The organism is Pollutibacter soli (assembly GCA_029269725.1).
GTDB classification, from domain to species: domain Bacteria; phylum Bacteroidota; class Bacteroidia; order Chitinophagales; family Chitinophagaceae; genus Pollutibacter; species Pollutibacter soli.
Map to the genome: position 1 here is coordinate 159,668 of JARJHS010000003.1, position 15,342 is coordinate 175,009.

Here is a 15,342-nt window from a genome sequence, read left to right on the forward strand (position 1 = left end):
AGGGTTGACTTCGCTTTTGACTTTCGTCAAAAAAATGAACATCAGGTTTGTTGTGAGATGAACTCATCAATCCTTTCTTTCTGCTTCATATGATGCCGTAAATGCATACCGGCAAACTGCAGCCATTCTTTTGCGGTAAAGTAACCAAGCCCGGGATGTTGTGATTTTCCCTGTACTGCAGACGCTTCGATCTTCACAGCCATCTCATTTAATCTTCCTTTCAATTCGATCATCGAATCAAATATATACTGTTTCGATACTGGTTGGGGAATTGATGCATTTGACGGGTGCCCTTCCAATCTTATATCTGGGAACGCATTTTCATCGAGCATCTTTCTACCATCAACCGTTGTGTCTTTCGTTTGGTTATATTTATCCGCCAGTGCCAGCTCAGCCTGGTCAAGGTAAAATAAAGTATCGTTCAACAGGTGCTGATACATTTGTCCGATCGACCAGGAATCAGGGGAAGGCTTGAGAAACAGCATTTCAAAACTGTAATTATTCAGTGCATTGATCCAGAAATCCACACTCCTATTGACTTCATCAATAATCATCTTCATTCAAGATTTAAGCTGGTCTTCTGCAACGAAAATGAAGAAAGTAGGCAACGATCTGCGAGTCCTGCAAAGCTGGATATTTCTCTAACGTTTCGTCATCAATACCAGGCTCATGAAGAGCCTCAAGAATAAAATCTGCTGAAGTTATTATTTCGACCCATTCACTCAACGTCCGGTTAAATACCGGCACCTGGAATTTTCTAAGCGGCAGATTTTCATTTTCCGCTCTCCGGAAAATCCATTCCTCTATTTTACCATTTTGCTTCTGAAAATAATTGCCTACTTCAATTGCATAGGTTATTCCTCGCTCATTTCTGAGATTTCGTCGATGTGGAGTATTAAAACAAGGATGTGTAATTGAAAACTGAAAAAATCCTCCTGGCTTAAGCACACGAAATGCTTCGGCCAGCGCTTTATCAGGTTCAGGCAAATCCATCATACACATCTGCGAAACTATAAAATCAAAATGCTGATCAGGAAATGGCAGTTGAGTTGCACTGGCGACAGCATAACGGATTCCCAATGGTTCGGCAAGTTCCTGCTCTTTGGCGAACCCGATAAACATGGGAGAGATATCAATGGCGTCAACAGCTTTCGCCTTAGATGCAAGTATCCGTGTATTGTACCCCTCACCACAACCGATGTCCAATCCTGTCTTCCCGGATACATCAGGAAGAAACCGAAAAAATCCAGGTGTATTGACATGATCGCGATATACATCGTATCCTTCCCGTGCAAGCTTCGTCCAGACATTTGCATTTCTATTCCAATATTCCCCGGCTTCTGATTCACTCAGCAATACAGAATTTTCCATTACTGTCAGATTAAATAATTAAACAAACAACTTTGAAGATAATAAAAACTCATTTGTCGCTCTTTATCTGCCATACTTTAGATTCATCATCGCGCGTAAGCAATAATAAATCGGGATCAGCAATCACGTGTTCAGGTACGTCTGCAGTTTCGGCAACCAATGAAAATCTTCCGTCAGTTACTGGAATTCTAAATCTCTTCTTCTTACCGGATTTATAAAAAAGATCCACAGAAAGAGAATCGTTAAATAGAGTCAGCTGACACTCCCCTTTTCCATCTTCATCGTACCGAACTACCCTACCAGACAGCGATAGACTGAAATTTTTACCATCAGTTTTACTTACTACAGCTTTCTCTAATTGTATATCGTAAGTAACGATGCTTTTAAACCATTCATCGATTTTAATCTTTTGTTCAGGTGATGAAACTGCGTATAACTCTTCCACCACATCTGTAGAAATGGGAGGCTTGTTTGGATACGAAAACTTTCTGTAAAATTGACGAAGTGCGAGATTTACTTTTTCTTCTCCCAGAAGTTTATACAGCTGATACATAATAACCATTCCCTTATCGTAACTCAGGTGTGATTTTGCAGGATCCAGGCGATACAATGGTTCTTCATTCGAAGATGCCCTGCTGCTGAGATAAATATTCTTATGCACGTTGACCCTTTCCACGAGCACATCTTCCCCATAGATTTTTTTATAAATCATCAGTTCCGAATACATCGCCAGTGTTTCCGTTAACATGCTGCTACCCTCTCGTTCATCAGGAGCAATACCGGTACTCCCCCACCAGGCATGCGAAATTTCATGACTCACCATTTCATTCAGGATATCTTTTGCAGGATTGACTTCCAGCAGATGCTGATATCCAACATCTTCACTGATAAACAAAGAGGCAGGATAAGCAGTTCCCGCAAACCCTTTTGTAATGGACGAGATTTCCACCATTCTTAGTTGAGAAAAGGGATAAGGCCCGAAACTTGTTTCAAAATAATTCAGACTTTCTTTCGCAACATTCAGTAAGTGCTTAATATTTTTTCCGTGTGATGAAGCATAGTACACTTCTACAGCTGTTCCGCCAATTCTTTCAGTCAACACGGAATATTTTCCAGAGCTTACAGCAAACCTGAAAGGAACAGATGTATGGGTTACAAACCTGGAAAAGCTGCGTCCATCTTTCTGCCAGCGGTTATGTAATTCTCCAACTCCGACAGCCAGCTGATCAACGTTTGTTGAAATCGTCATATCCAGTTGAATGAACTCCTTTTCTGTTCTTACAGAATCCTCCAGTGTTCTTAAAGTGACAGGTGGCAATGCTCTCTTTTTTCTTTCATCGGCATCCTCTATCACTTCTTCATAATTAAATCCAGGCGAAGGAAAAAATCTGCTGATCCTGATAAAAGATCCGTTATCGACAATCGTATTAAAACCTGCAGCTTTGTTAAATGTTGATCCATTGTATTCGAATTCAAAGTCCAAATGGGCAGAATCTCCGGGAATAAGCGACTTATTCATCCTGAAAATATACACGCCATTTTTTTCGTCAGTAATGATTCTTTTTCCACCTTTAAGCAGCAGGTTCTTCCATTGCATCGACCTGTGCCCATTTATATATACGCTATCGATACTAGTTGATGAATTATTTACCATCCTGTAAAATCCCCTCACACTGTATTTGTTTTCACCAGGGAAGAGATCGATTTCGGCGGTTACTGCAGTTATGGTCAACCGGGGTTTTGATTTCAGAAAATGATATCGCCTTTCATAAGTTTCCATCCGGCTATTTATTCCACTTCGTGAATCTATTTTTGTTTCACGAAAAATATACGCTCCTGAAATCAAAGAAATAATTACTGCAACACCCCCAAAAGCAAGACCAGTTCTTGAAAAAGAAACACGCCGGGTATGTACACGCTCTTTCAAGCCCGATGCAAGAAGAAAAAGAACAATTGTAATTGCCGACCAGAATAGCATATAAAATCCAAATGCTGAAAGTTCATTTCCGAATCCATTCATCGAGCTATAATCACCTGAATATGCATTTGCAAATTTCAACAGCGGATGATTCAAGTGAATAATTTTTCCAGCAGAGGTATGCATCGTGAGCATGATTGTTCCGGACACTATCATTCCTGTCCACCTGTTTTTAAACAGGGATTGAATACAGATGATAAGACCTGCATTTAAAAAAAGAGGAAATCCAAGCAAATAAAACAACTCTGCATACAATGGCCACTCTACAGATGCTGTGTTTTTGATAAGCTGAATAGTAAGTCCGGAAAGGATGCTTGCCAATATCAAAAGCCAGCCTATCACTGCCACTGATAGCCATTGAGAAAGCAATACAACTGTACTTTTCACAGGAGTAGCATTTTCCAGCTGATTAAACCGGGTACTACTGCTGCGCCAGTGAATTTCATTCGCAAAGAACAAAAGAATCATCACGGAAATCAATGGTAATCCTGAAAAAATATTTTCCACGATAATTCCTGATGTTGCAAACTTCTCAGGCATACGTGCATTTCCTTCGATATCACTGAAAGCTTCCATCATGAAAAATCCTACCCACCCTGCTAAAAGTATCCAGATCGGAATAGAGCTGAGAACATTCTTCAACTCAATTCTAACAAAACTTACAAGCGACTTCGCATTATACTTCAATCCTGTAGTAATTGTGTCAGCGACTTTGTAATACTGATCATTTGCAACCGTCAAAAAATCTGCTTTTCGCTTTTTTGTATTCTCCTTTTTTAATACAAAATCGAACCTGAAGTAGGCGATTGTAAGCAGCAGAATTGAAACAAATAAATAAAGCAGGCGATTGATCAGAAAATTTCCTTTCAACTCAAGCAATTGACCATTTCTTTGTGAAGCGGACCAGTAATAAGACTGTTCAAGAAATGACGCAACACCAAAGGGATCCAGAATTGCAGCAAGCTGCATCGACTCTGCACTGACGGGCGTACTGTTGGCAATCAATGGTGAGTTAGTATAAAATGAAACGCCCCAGTAGATAAAATAAATAAACACACCGGAAACATAGACCAGCATTTTATTTTTCGTAAGCAAACCAAAACAACATGCCACGGCTGTACAAAAAAGAATATTGGGAAGTAGAAATACAACATACGGTTGAAAATAATTGCTGAGATGAAAAGGCCCGAAATATGCGTTACCTGAAGATCTCACCAATTGACCCATGTACAAGCCCACGATGAACAGAAAATAAGCAGCTGCATTGATAAAAAATATGATAGTGAACCGACTGGCGACATAGGGCAATTTCAGTACCGGAGCAGCAAAGAGAATACTATCAAATCGGGAATCCTTCTCCCTGAAGAGCGTTTGAGCTGCAAGTAATGTTGTCGAGAAGATGCAAACTAACGATGTAATTCCTATAATATAATTGAGTACAAAACTTCCATTGTAAAAAGTATTCGGGAAAGGGAAATTAGCAGCAAGGCCCATCAGTATGCCCAGCGAAATATAAAATACCAGGATTGCATAGAATGATCTGTTTCTGTTGATGAATTGCCATTCAAAACTCAGCAGGTTTGCGTACATGGGCAGCAATTAAAATTGTGAAAAATAAACATCCTCCAGGTCAGCCTGTTTTATCTGAAAACCATCACCTGGTATTCCATCTGCATAAACATTGATGTGCAATTTTCCGGAAACGAAATGGGATGAAATCACGCGATAGGCTGATCTATATTTCCCCAATTCAGATTTGCTGATGGCTTTTGTCCAGATTCTGCCATCGATACTCTTTACAAAAACATCAGGCTGGCCAACAGATACCAACTGACCATTGTTCATGATGGCCATATATGTACAAAGATTTCTCACATCTTCTACAAGGTGTGTTGAAAGAATGATGATAACCTCTTCTCCTATCTCGCTGAGCAAATTGTTGAAACGATTTCTTTCCTCGGGATCAAGACCGGCAGTGGGTTCGTCTACTATAATGATTTGTGGATTTCCCAGCAAGGCTTGCGCAATCCCGAATCGTTGTCTCATACCGCCGGAAAAAGTACTTACTGATTTGTTCCGATGCTGATACAGATTTGTTTTATGCAGTAATGCATCGATCTGCTTTTTTCTTTCTGCTTTTGATGCAATTCCTTTCAGGACCGCGAGATGGTTGAGTAAATGAAAAGCAGAAATTTTCGGATATACGCCGAAGTCCTGGGGCAGATACCCCAGTTGTTTTTTTATAACAAAAGGATCTGCAATCACATTGGTGCCATTAAAAATCAAATCGCCCGAATCCGGCGCCTGCAATCCCGCTATCGTTCGCATCAGCGAAGATTTACCCGCGCCGTTTGGTCCCAACAATCCAAAAATTCCATTCTTTAATTCCAGCGTAATATTATTCATCGCAACAACTCCATTGGAGTATGTTTTGGTAAGTCTTTCAATTCTTAACGTATTCATATTTTCACCAGTTTCTTCATTTATAAAATGTTTACAGTCTCTATTACAAACGGCCGTATCTGACATAGCAATGAGTTTTGGATTTTGTCACAATCAAAGAGGCATTGACACCTGCGGAGGTTAATCTATACTTTAACTCCTTTAACCTTCAACTCAACTCTTCCCCGGCCTTCGGGCGGCTATATACAGGATGCTCCTAAGGGAGCATGAACATTGCATCTGGTCGCAATCACAAATGAATTGGCACCCGCAGAAGTTAACTTATAACTTAACACTTATAACGTTCAACCTAAATCTCACTTCAAAAAAATCCCCTTCCCTCACGGCCTTTCACCACGTTTAACTATAACCGATATCTTATTCTGATTACTCTACATATTCCAAAATGTCACCGGGTTGACATTTCAACGCCTTGCATATCGCTTCCAGAGAATCGAAGCGGATACCTTTTGCTTTTCCTGTCTTAAGAATAGATAAATTGGCAGGTGTTACATCCAGTATTTCTGCCAATTCTTTCGACTGCATCTTGCGCTTCGCAAGCATCACATCAAGATTTACTACAATTGGCATATTTAAAAAATTAGATCCTGTTCGTTTTGTAACTGAAGACCACGACTAAAAATAACCGCCATAAAATAAGCAAACACTCCGAGCACAGCATGCAGTGCCGTTAATATGATCAGTAGTCCAACTTCATATGAAAGTACTATATGTCCTATAAGGAATGGAAGTGGTACCAGCAGGTTAGTCATGTAAAACCATTTCAGTCTGCGGACTCCTTTTTCGGTAAATAGTTTTTTCTCCCTGAAAATGTTGAACACATTGCTGAGCAACCATAAAAACACTCCGTAAAGACCGATAAAAGCGATCATTTCAAATACATACCCAAAACTATAATCATCACCTATCAGAAACCGGCTGTTCGTGAATGGGTAATTGATAACGAATCGTTTTCCCTCATCAAATGGATGAACCATTGAGTGCCGGAACATGAAACTGATGATACAGTAGAGAGCGGTTGCCAGGTAGGGTATGGCCAGGATCCTGGACAGATAAAACAGAAAACTTGCCAGCAAACGGACATTTCGCATTGTTCGATTATTTCTGCAAACATATAATTAATTATCGTTTTACAATAATTAATTTCCTTTTTGTTGTAATTGGTAAAATTTGGGTAGCGACTGGTATACGAGGTTTTTGATGTTGAAAGGGATAACATGCAGGTATTCGGTTGTTTGAATTTATTGAAACAGCAGCCAGTACAACTCCGTGCCGGGAAATGTTGTATGGAAACTCAGATGAAAATAATTACGACTTGCTGATTAAGTGAGGGCAGGCGGCGTTTTTCGCCTGCCTGCCCTGCCTACCGGACAGGCAGGCGGCAAGGGCAGGTTTTTCGTTCATCGTTGTTTGTTAAGAGGTGAGAGTGGTAGAAATGCAGAATAAAAAAATTCGAAGTATAAATCTGATGTGGGGGGCAACCAGTTGCAAAGGGGTTCACACTTTGACTTTTACATCCATGCAGACGCTGCCATCAAAATTCTTTTGTAATTCAATACACACCTGGATTTGCACAACAAACAGCAGGCCCAGATTAAATGGCGCCGCCGGGTTTATCATTCGCAATATCCGGACGTGATCTGATCGGCGTCAATTCAAGAATGCCATAGTGCAACAGACTTTCAATTTCATTGATAATGGTCTTATCCAGTAGGTCAGGAACGGTGCCCTCATATTTCTCTGCTGCATAATGAATATATTCGGCTACTGTTTTCTGGCCATCTGCAGATAAAAAAATCATTTCAGGCCATGGATCGAGTGTAAGCAGGCGAGGTTGTTTGGGGTCAATCACAACAACTTCATTGTCAGTGGCAATATCCCATACTGCAATCCTTCTGAAATAAAAATCGCGTGCTGAATATTGCTGAAGGTATAGAAACGGCGGTATCTTCTTTAACGGACGAAAAAGACTGAATAATTTCATGACTTAGGGGTCGGGAATCTACAAACCAATCCGGGAACAAAATAGAAACTAAATTTTAAATTACACAGCTTCTTTCCTGCAATAAGCATCAGAATTTTCGAGGGTATACTTCTTCTCAATGTCGACATCGTTATAGCTCTTCATTCCACCCCAGGCAAAAATCTTTTCAAAAAAAGGCAGGTACCTGCTGTCTCTGATTTTTCGCAGAAAATAAATCTCATGTTCTTTTTCTTTCATTCCCATTTCATATAAAACCTGATCATGATCTTTGATTCCCAGGTCATGGAAATAATGCATCATCCTGAAATATTCGCAGACATTTCCGCTTTCAAGTCGTCCGGCAAAATAGAATGGCATAAACCACCCAATGACGTAACAGGAGGCCGAAATGATTTTTCCAATGACATGAAACCTGAACTCATAATACTTTGAAACTGAAACCCCATAATGATTCATCAGTTCCAAAACTTCACGTCGGTGATTCCACTCGTCAATTTCAATCTGCCTGATGTTCTTAACTTCTTCGGAATTCTTAAGAGAACCAGCATGACCCTGGTATGCAAACGCTGCAGCCTTCTCAGCAGAATAAGCTTTTTGAAGAAGGTCCACCAGTTTTTTATGTTGGAGTATCATGTACGAATTTTACTACAAAGCTACTGCAGAGCTGTTGTGATATACATATTACCCGAAAGATGTTGCTTTCGATTTCAGGAAAAAATGTGTCTGTTTTCAAGTAATACTGAATATTGAAATGTAAATCAATAATATATCTCCAAACAATGTCACGGTTAAAAAAAGTTATCCGGGAACCAGGATTTACTTGATTTTCTCAAGAGATTTGTGTACCATATCACGCAGCTTTCCGAAGTGATCAACCGGTAAATTACAAAAGGCAGTTGCAAGCGCAGACTTTGCAGGATCAAAATAAATATATGGGTATACACCACCAGATCCACCAATATAGGTCTGACGATTCTTTCGCAGGAAATAGCTGCTATTCAAAAAGCGATAGAATCGCTAGATTCCGTTCGCAGCAGTTAATATCAGTGCTTCCTGTTCTGTGACCAGGATCGTGTGCTCATGTTGAGCGACGTAACTGCTATCACCGGTGATAAAGGTCCAGCCATCACCTGCATCTTTCGCGTAACCGGCACCGGTAGAAATAAAAGTTTCGATGGCGACGGTAGTATTTTTCCGGAAACGTGTTTTCAATGTACGATCGTAGTAGTTTGGAATTTCTGTCGGTTCTTCATGCAGGCTGCGACCAACACCATGTCCAACAAGATTTCTGATCACACGATACCCTTTTTTAGCGGCTTCTTTTTCAATCAGCTTTCCGATTTCTGCAATCTTCACTCCGCCTTTGATCTGACTGATTGCAAGGTTGAGGATTTTTTTTGACGCCTCCACGAGCGCCAGGTGGCCTTTCACATCTTTGCCCAATACAAATGAACCTCCATTGTCTGACCAGAAACCATTTAACTCAGCAGATACATCGATATTAACCAGGTCGCCTTCCTGCATAATTTTATTGGAAGAAGGGATGCCATGGGCAATTTCATGGTTAAGGCTGATGCAAGTCCAGCCAGGGAAACCGTAGGTTTCTCTTGGAGCTGATTTCGCACCGAATGCAGTTAACAGTTTCCCGCCAAATGCATCCAGTTCCGCGGTGTTCATTCCAGGCTGCGCATACTCGCGCATTTGTCGCAACGTTTCTGCAACAGCATCGCTGACCTTCTGCATACCTGTCAATTCCAAATCTGACGTAATCGACATGTTCCTGATTTGTTTCAAATTTAAACAATAGTGATGATTAGAGGCGTTGGATTTTAAAAACAGGTGGACCAGGCATGCCTTTTCACGTCTCAGTTCATACCCTACCTCCAAAGCAACGATTCATCACCTCCGATTGTCATTCCGTACATTATTACCTGTTCCTGTACGCCTGTGAACTTTATTTTTATTTTTCAAAAAATGAAAGGATAGATGAAAAACACGTTGACTTTGAGCCTGGCTCCGGCTGTACTGATAGGCTTTATTCTGATGACGGGCTCCTGCCGCAAAGACGATGATCAGGGCCAGGCTCCGCCGCCACCAAAGGTTGGTCAACCTTTACTCAAAGAAATTATCATCCAGAATTTACCATCACCCTATTTCAGGTTTGATTACAACAGCGACAGTTCAGCAAAAGAAATATCTTTTGCATCCGGCCTTTCAACATGGTCAGTTGAATATGATAACAAGAAAATAAAATCGTTGACGAATCTAAAACAGCCTTCAAAATTGTTTTACTTCTACTCAGGATCTAATGTAACCCGCATCAGAACAGACAACGTACTGAGCGGAAAAACCGAATGGGCAAATCATTTCCAGTACGACAATTTCAACAGGCTGATAAAAATCACCTGGTATCAATATGCTTCAAACGGAACCGACAGCGTTAAATTCCGTGAAACGAAATTTAATTATACTAAAGACTTTAATCTTTCCGGTTATGAACAGTTCGGCAGACAGGATAACGGAAGCTTTGTATTAGTGGCTACAGCATCGTACACCAACTACGACGCCGGAAACAATGTTGATGGATTTGTGATCTACAAACAATTTTTCGAAGATTTTCTTTATCTGCCGAATGTGCGACTACAATTGAATAATCCCCGAAAACAGTTTTTAAAAACGGGGGTGAATGAATACCAGGTAGAGTACACCTATCAATACAACAATGATAACCCCCGTACGAAGAGAACAAAGATCACACAGACAAAGGGAAGCCAGGCGGGAACGACGACAGAGAGTCTGACGCAATATTCTTATTATTGAATACAGTTCATAGTTCATGTAAGGAGAAAGAAACTTCGCGGTGTGGATGTTTTTCATTATCGGACCTACTCCGCTCGAACTAATGCGGCTTTCCGAAACTCACTAACACCTCATAGGCTGGCTGTCTCCTAATCCCTATTGCATCCTTTCTATTGCCTTTTTTGTTTTCGGTCTATTTTTCCAGCTGATCAGCGTTTAATTACTAGACGCGGATGATCGGAGATATTCTTCCGCGGAACAGCGTGTATCTGATCTGCGAACATCTTCGGGAGACAGGTTGATGTCATCATTCGAAGTTTGACCTACTGGCTACTTATTTCGTCGTTCTTCATTGAATTACACGTTAGCAGTTTTCCGTTTTCAGTTCCGTTTTTCTTCTGCCCACTGCCTTCTGCCCACTGCCCATAACTAACTGAAGTGATCCGCTTTTATTGACTTCGCTTTTTTGAGCTCACCGAAGCTCACTTTCCCCGAAGCAGTATCATAAAAAGCAGCAACAACTCCAATATCGCCACTTCCGACCATTTCATTCAGGTAACTGCTTTCGGACAAAATTTCACTGATAGAACTTTCTGCATTCATCCAGGTGATCTTATTCATCTGTGAAACATCTTTCAGATCCACTTTTTCCGGATCGATATTATGCAAACTGATGCCCGATTGAATTTTTTCTGTAACCAGATAGATGTGATCGTCAGTCGTATTCTGCAATGCTGCATTGATAGCACCACAGTTCGAATGTCCCATTACAACCACCAGCTTTGCGCCAATCTTTTTTACTGACAGTTCAATACTTCCAATGATTGCAGGGCTTGCAATATTACCGGCGATACGCACGATCAGCAAATCACCGATACCGGAATCAAAAACGATCTCCGGAGATGTTCCTGAATCTATACAACAAACAATTACAGCCATCGGATGCTGTACATCAGCAGTTGCGGAGACCTGCGATTGAAAATATTTGTCCGTGGATTCTCCCTTGAGAAATCGTTCGTTGCCGGCCTTGAGCAACTTCATGATCGCGTCAGGAGTGAGTTTCTGTTGTGTTTTTCTGTCGAGTACATTCAGAAATTGCAGGTTGTCCTGGATTTCATATTTCTCACGAATACCGATCACATTCAACTGTATGTTTTTCTCGGGTGCCACAGTGGATTTGAAATCTTCCAGCACTTCCAGTACATCTTCATCAATAAAACCCGAACGGCTTCCGTCAATTATCACTTTCGATTTTTCTGGTATATTCCAGAGTGTCTCTTTTATTGAAGCTTTATTCAGAAATGAAACTTCATCAGACAATTCCAGTTTGACCACTTCACCAATCGCAAGTTTTTCTTTCCCGATTTTAAATGGATTTCTGAAATTACTCCTCAGCAAATAAAACACAGATATTGCAAGACCGATCAATACCCCAATCAGCAAATCAGTAAATACAATGGCAAGGATGGTTGCAACAAAAGGAATGAACTGGTGCCATCCTTTTCTGTACATCTTTTTGAAAAGCTCCACCTTGGCGAGTTTATACCCGGTAATCAAAAGGATCGCTGCGAGTGAAGCAAGAGGTATTAAATTCAAAAGGCTTCCCAGTGCCAGAACACTGATCAGCATAAATACTCCGTGAAGTATTGCTGATAATTTTGTTGAATTACCTGAGTTGATGTTCACTGAGCTTCGAACGATGACGCTTGTAACGGGAATGCCGCCAAACAATCCGGCAGTAATATTTCCCACACCCTGCGCAATCAGTTCACGATTGGGTGGTGATTCTCTTTTATGTGGATCAAGCTTATCGACCGCCTCAATATTCAGCAATGTTTCCAGTGATGCAACAATAGCAATAGTAAACGCAACAGTGTACACTTTAACATTGGAAAAAGATTCAAGCGTCGGCAAATGCAGATATCCTGAAAGATTATTGGTATCAATCACGGGAATGTTCACCAGGTGGGAAGATTCCAGCGCTATGCCAGGAAAATATTTTTTAAAGATGATGTTCAGTACAACACCAAGAATCACCACAAACAGTGATGCGGGAAAAAATCTGAACTTTTTCATAGGGCTTTTATCCCAGAAGATCATCACCAGAATGGAGATCATCGAAATAATAAATGCGCCAGGAAGAATAAAATTCAGCATGTGGTACAAAGCTGAAAATGTATTTTCTCCATCGCGTTGAAAAAAAGACAGGTCATCAAATGCATCGGGGTCATATCCCAGGGCGTGAGGGATTTGTTTCAGAATGAGCAATATGCCGATCGCTGCAAGGAGACCTTTAATCACGTTAGAAGGAACATAATTAGCGATGATGCCGGCTTTAAGAAAGCCCATCAGCAACTGTATACATCCAGCAATGAATACAGCTGTAAGAAAGATTTCAAAATCACCAAGACTTGTGATAGCGGCAAACACGACTGCTGCCAGACCTGCAGCGGGCCCGCTCACACTCGTGTTGGATCGGCTGAGTATACCAACAATAATTCCACCGATGATTCCGGAAATAATTCCTGATAAAAGCGGAGCCCCCGACGCAAGAGCAACTCCTAAACAAAGTGGCAGGGCTACTAAAAAAACTACAATACTCGCAGGGACATCATTCTTCAATTCAGAGGCCTTCATATAAAGATTCGTTTTTATGGTCCGGATCAGCCGGAGCGGGAAAATAACGAATCTGCGACACTCAATTTCCTCCTAACCATTGCCTTCGAAGCAAACGCTGTGATGCTGAAGCATTTGGATCTGAACTGATTTTGCCATCCGGCCCTAATTTTAATCCTGTTTTAATAAGATTTTCATAAAGCGGGGGTTGAAAACCCCCTTCGATATACTTCATTATAAATTCTCTAATCTCCGGATGACCACTAACAGCAACAATTTTATCAAACAATTCATCGTCTTTGAAAGGCTTATTCACGCCATATTCTTTCAGCAAAAGAGCTATCAGTTCCTGCACACCGAGTTTTCCTCCTGATAATTCCCTTAACCGGATATCAAGGCAAAGCGACACCAATGCGCCGCGCAAATACACGTTCATATACTGATCCTGGCGCTGCACCGCCAGTTTACTCAAACTTGTGAGCGAAAGAGTCGAGTCAAACTCTTTCATACCGGCAATTTTTCCTTCAATGGTTTTATAAAATTCCTCATAGCTGATCGCTCCGCCTTTTACGGGAATGTGCATGGTAAAATATTCCGTCATTCCTTCGTATAACCACAAATGCCTGGACATGGCTGGTCCGCTGAAATTGTAATTTTCTATTTCTTCTGAATGCAATGCGAGTGGTAGAATGGTATGCAGAAATTCATGACTGGCGATACCATATACCGATCTGCTGATTTCTTCCTCGTTCATCATCATATGCAGCAGGATAACTGTCGAAGCAGAATGTTCGAGGCCTTCACCAAAAGTGGGACGCGGCTGACTTGCCGCAAAATGGTAGAGCAGGAAATTATAAGTTGTCACAGGCAATTTTCCTCCCAGATACTGTTTCTGCAGTTTCAACAAAGGCGCTACTTTTTCTGCTATTGATCCAGCCACTTTTTTTCCGGAAGTGGAATAAACGGCAACGGTTACGCGAACATCATCAAGTTGTATAACGCTGGTATCCGGATCTGCAAATAGTATCGGGTTGTCAACCAGCTTTGCATATGATGATGCGGAATAACTGCTGATGCTGTCGTTAGTATTTGTATTTGTGAGGCTTGTAGATGCAGAAAGATGCGCAGGTTTTTTGAATGTTATTTCGTATGGACGTTTTTCATAACCCGGTATAAATCCAAACACCGAATTATTATTAATTACGAAAACTGTATCAGCAGTGAAGATACTCCTTGCGGATTTATACATTCTTCCTGAGTAGGAAGCCAGATCATCGAAATCATCATTCACAAAATATTCAACGCGAACCAGTTTCTTTGCATCTGGAATATGCCAGGAATTGGTATCCTTTCTAGGCAGCAAGCGCCTTTTATTTTTTGAGTAAATTCCCCAAACACTGTCTACGTTCATTCCAAAATTCAACTCGCCATAAATACCAGGTACCATTTTCGGGAAATGGAATTCTGTCTTTGATGTATTCAGTTTTGGCACCTCCATTGTCACAAACAAACGATCGCGTTCGGTTTTTCGCAGATCGGTTTGAGCGTGAAAACCTACGGAAGTTTGCGCAGGAAGTACATAAACCGAAAAGAGAATGAGAAACAGTGAAAGCGTAATTTTTTGCATTACGCAAGATAATCAAACTGCGACTCTTCTGCTTCCCAGCATTTTGCGGGTGATTAACGCAACAGGAATACCCACGCAAGCGATAATAACGATTATGCCAAGCCATTGCGCCTGGAAATTAAATTTAAAATCTTTTGCAAATGCAATCGGGATAACAATGGCGTTCATTACCAACCAAACCAGTATTCCATAAACGATGCCAGCCAGCAAGGGTTGAGTATGAGCAATTTTCAGCCGAGGGTATAACAGTACAAAAATGATTGTAAATATAAAAGCGATAGCAAAATGGAGCAACAATCCAAGTGCTGCAGTTGCGAAGCCATTCCCAAAGGCTGTCTTTCCGATCAAACCACTGGCGATGTATTGCAGAAGTTTCGTTACTGTTGTTTGCCCTTTGAATACGACGTTGATTAAAATGGCTGCAATAATATCCAGGACGCCGGCGACAAGCCCTGCGCGCAGAACGGTGCGTGAGATGATTGAGTTCATGATGACAAGGTATGT

The 15,342-nt window shown here is 41.0% G+C and carries 14 protein-coding genes; 1 reads left to right on the top strand and 13 read right to left on the bottom strand.

What is annotated here, in order from left to right; genetic code table 11:
- Positions 1-41: 41 nt before the first annotated feature.
- From P2W82_RS09085 to map, 10 genes are all read right to left on the bottom strand, one after another.
- Positions 42-560: a DinB family protein gene (locus P2W82_RS09085; protein ID WP_336515558.1), complete on the bottom strand. Its 519-nt coding sequence runs from the start codon at positions 558-560 to the stop codon at positions 42-44.
- 7 nt (positions 561-567) lie between these two features.
- Positions 568-1,371, bottom strand: coding sequence for a class I SAM-dependent methyltransferase (locus tag P2W82_RS09090; protein ID WP_336515559.1), 804 nt, complete (start codon positions 1,369-1,371; stop codon positions 568-570).
- 49 nt (positions 1,372-1,420) lie between these two features.
- Positions 1,421-4,939: a M1 family aminopeptidase gene (locus P2W82_RS09095; RefSeq protein WP_336515560.1), complete on the bottom strand. Its 3,519-nt coding sequence runs from the start codon at positions 4,937-4,939 to the stop codon at positions 1,421-1,423.
- A 9-nt stretch (positions 4,940-4,948) separates the two neighbouring features.
- Positions 4,949-5,812: an ABC transporter ATP-binding protein gene (locus tag P2W82_RS09100; protein WP_336515561.1), complete on the bottom strand. Its 864-nt coding sequence runs from the start codon at positions 5,810-5,812 to the stop codon at positions 4,949-4,951.
- Between the two features lie 366 nt (positions 5,813-6,178).
- Entirely contained in the window at positions 6,179-6,382 is a 204-nt protein-coding gene (locus P2W82_RS09105; protein ID WP_336515562.1) for a helix-turn-helix domain-containing protein, read from the bottom strand.
- Between the two features lie 2 nt (positions 6,383-6,384).
- Positions 6,385-6,903, bottom strand: a complete 519-nt coding sequence (locus tag P2W82_RS09110; RefSeq protein WP_336515563.1) for a DUF2975 domain-containing protein — start codon at positions 6,901-6,903, stop codon at positions 6,385-6,387.
- A 503-nt stretch (positions 6,904-7,406) separates the two neighbouring features.
- Positions 7,407-7,796, bottom strand: coding sequence for a hypothetical protein (locus P2W82_RS09115; protein WP_336515564.1), 390 nt, complete (start codon positions 7,794-7,796; stop codon positions 7,407-7,409).
- A gap of 60 nt (positions 7,797-7,856) precedes the next feature.
- On the bottom strand, positions 7,857-8,429 hold the full coding sequence (locus tag P2W82_RS09120) for a hypothetical protein (RefSeq protein WP_336515565.1): 573 nt from the start codon (positions 8,427-8,429) through the stop codon (positions 7,857-7,859).
- Positions 8,430-8,612: 183 nt separating this feature from the next.
- Positions 8,613-8,798 (bottom strand): hypothetical protein, encoded by a 186-nt coding sequence (locus P2W82_RS09125; RefSeq protein WP_336515566.1) that lies wholly within the window; start codon positions 8,796-8,798, stop codon positions 8,613-8,615.
- 15 nt (positions 8,799-8,813) lie between these two features.
- Positions 8,814-9,572 (bottom strand): type I methionyl aminopeptidase, encoded by a 759-nt coding sequence (map, locus tag P2W82_RS09130; protein ID WP_336515567.1) that lies wholly within the window; start codon positions 9,570-9,572, stop codon positions 8,814-8,816.
- A 210-nt stretch (positions 9,573-9,782) separates the two neighbouring features.
- Here map and P2W82_RS09135 point away from each other — a divergent pair, with 210 nt between their 5' ends.
- Positions 9,783-10,616: a hypothetical protein gene (locus P2W82_RS09135; RefSeq protein WP_336515568.1), complete on the top strand. Its 834-nt coding sequence runs from the start codon at positions 9,783-9,785 to the stop codon at positions 10,614-10,616.
- A gap of 408 nt (positions 10,617-11,024) precedes the next feature.
- Here the strand turns inward: P2W82_RS09135 and P2W82_RS09140 are convergent, their stop codons facing one another.
- From P2W82_RS09140 to P2W82_RS09150, 3 genes are all read right to left on the bottom strand, one after another.
- A complete protein-coding gene (locus P2W82_RS09140; protein WP_336515569.1) occupies positions 11,025-13,232 on the bottom strand; it encodes a bifunctional SulP family inorganic anion transporter/carbonic anhydrase in 2,208 nt (735 codons plus the stop codon).
- Positions 13,233-13,293: 61 nt separating this feature from the next.
- Positions 13,294-14,838 carry a M61 family metallopeptidase gene (locus tag P2W82_RS09145; protein WP_336515570.1) on the bottom strand — a complete coding sequence of 515 codons (1,545 nt, stop codon included), beginning with the start codon at positions 14,836-14,838 and terminating at the stop codon, positions 13,294-13,296.
- A gap of 12 nt (positions 14,839-14,850) precedes the next feature.
- Positions 14,851-15,342 (bottom strand): hypothetical protein (locus tag P2W82_RS09150; RefSeq protein ID WP_336515571.1); only part of this gene is annotated, 492 nt, incomplete at its 5' end.

Coding starts and splice junctions, on each gene's coding strand:
- P2W82_RS09120 (WP_336515565.1), bottom strand. CDS start 8,429: ATGATACTCCAACATAAAAAACTGGTGGACCTTCTTCAAAAAGCTTAT.
- P2W82_RS09115 (WP_336515564.1), bottom strand. CDS start 7,796: ATGAAATTATTCAGTCTTTTTCGTCCGTTAAAGAAGATACCGCCGTTT.
- P2W82_RS09140 (WP_336515569.1), bottom strand. CDS start 13,232: ATGAAGGCCTCTGAATTGAAGAATGATGTCCCTGCGAGTATTGTAGTT.
- P2W82_RS09095 (WP_336515560.1), bottom strand. CDS start 4,939: ATGTACGCAAACCTGCTGAGTTTTGAATGGCAATTCATCAACAGAAAC.
- map (WP_336515567.1), bottom strand. CDS start 9,572: ATGTCGATTACGTCAGATTTGGAATTGACAGGTATGCAGAAGGTCAGC.
- P2W82_RS09135 (WP_336515568.1), top strand. CDS start 9,783: ATGAAAAACACGTTGACTTTGAGCCTGGCTCCGGCTGTACTGATAGGC.
- P2W82_RS09110 (WP_336515563.1), bottom strand. CDS start 6,903: ATGCGAAATGTCCGTTTGCTGGCAAGTTTTCTGTTTTATCTGTCCAGG.
- P2W82_RS09085 (WP_336515558.1), bottom strand. CDS start 560: ATGAAGATGATTATTGATGAAGTCAATAGGAGTGTGGATTTCTGGATC.
- P2W82_RS09105 (WP_336515562.1), bottom strand. CDS start 6,382: ATGCCAATTGTAGTAAATCTTGATGTGATGCTTGCGAAGCGCAAGATG.
- P2W82_RS09100 (WP_336515561.1), bottom strand. CDS start 5,812: ATGAATACGTTAAGAATTGAAAGACTTACCAAAACATACTCCAATGGA.
- P2W82_RS09145 (WP_336515570.1), bottom strand. CDS start 14,838: ATGCAAAAAATTACGCTTTCACTGTTTCTCATTCTCTTTTCGGTTTAT.
- P2W82_RS09090 (WP_336515559.1), bottom strand. CDS start 1,371: ATGGAAAATTCTGTATTGCTGAGTGAATCAGAAGCCGGGGAATATTGG.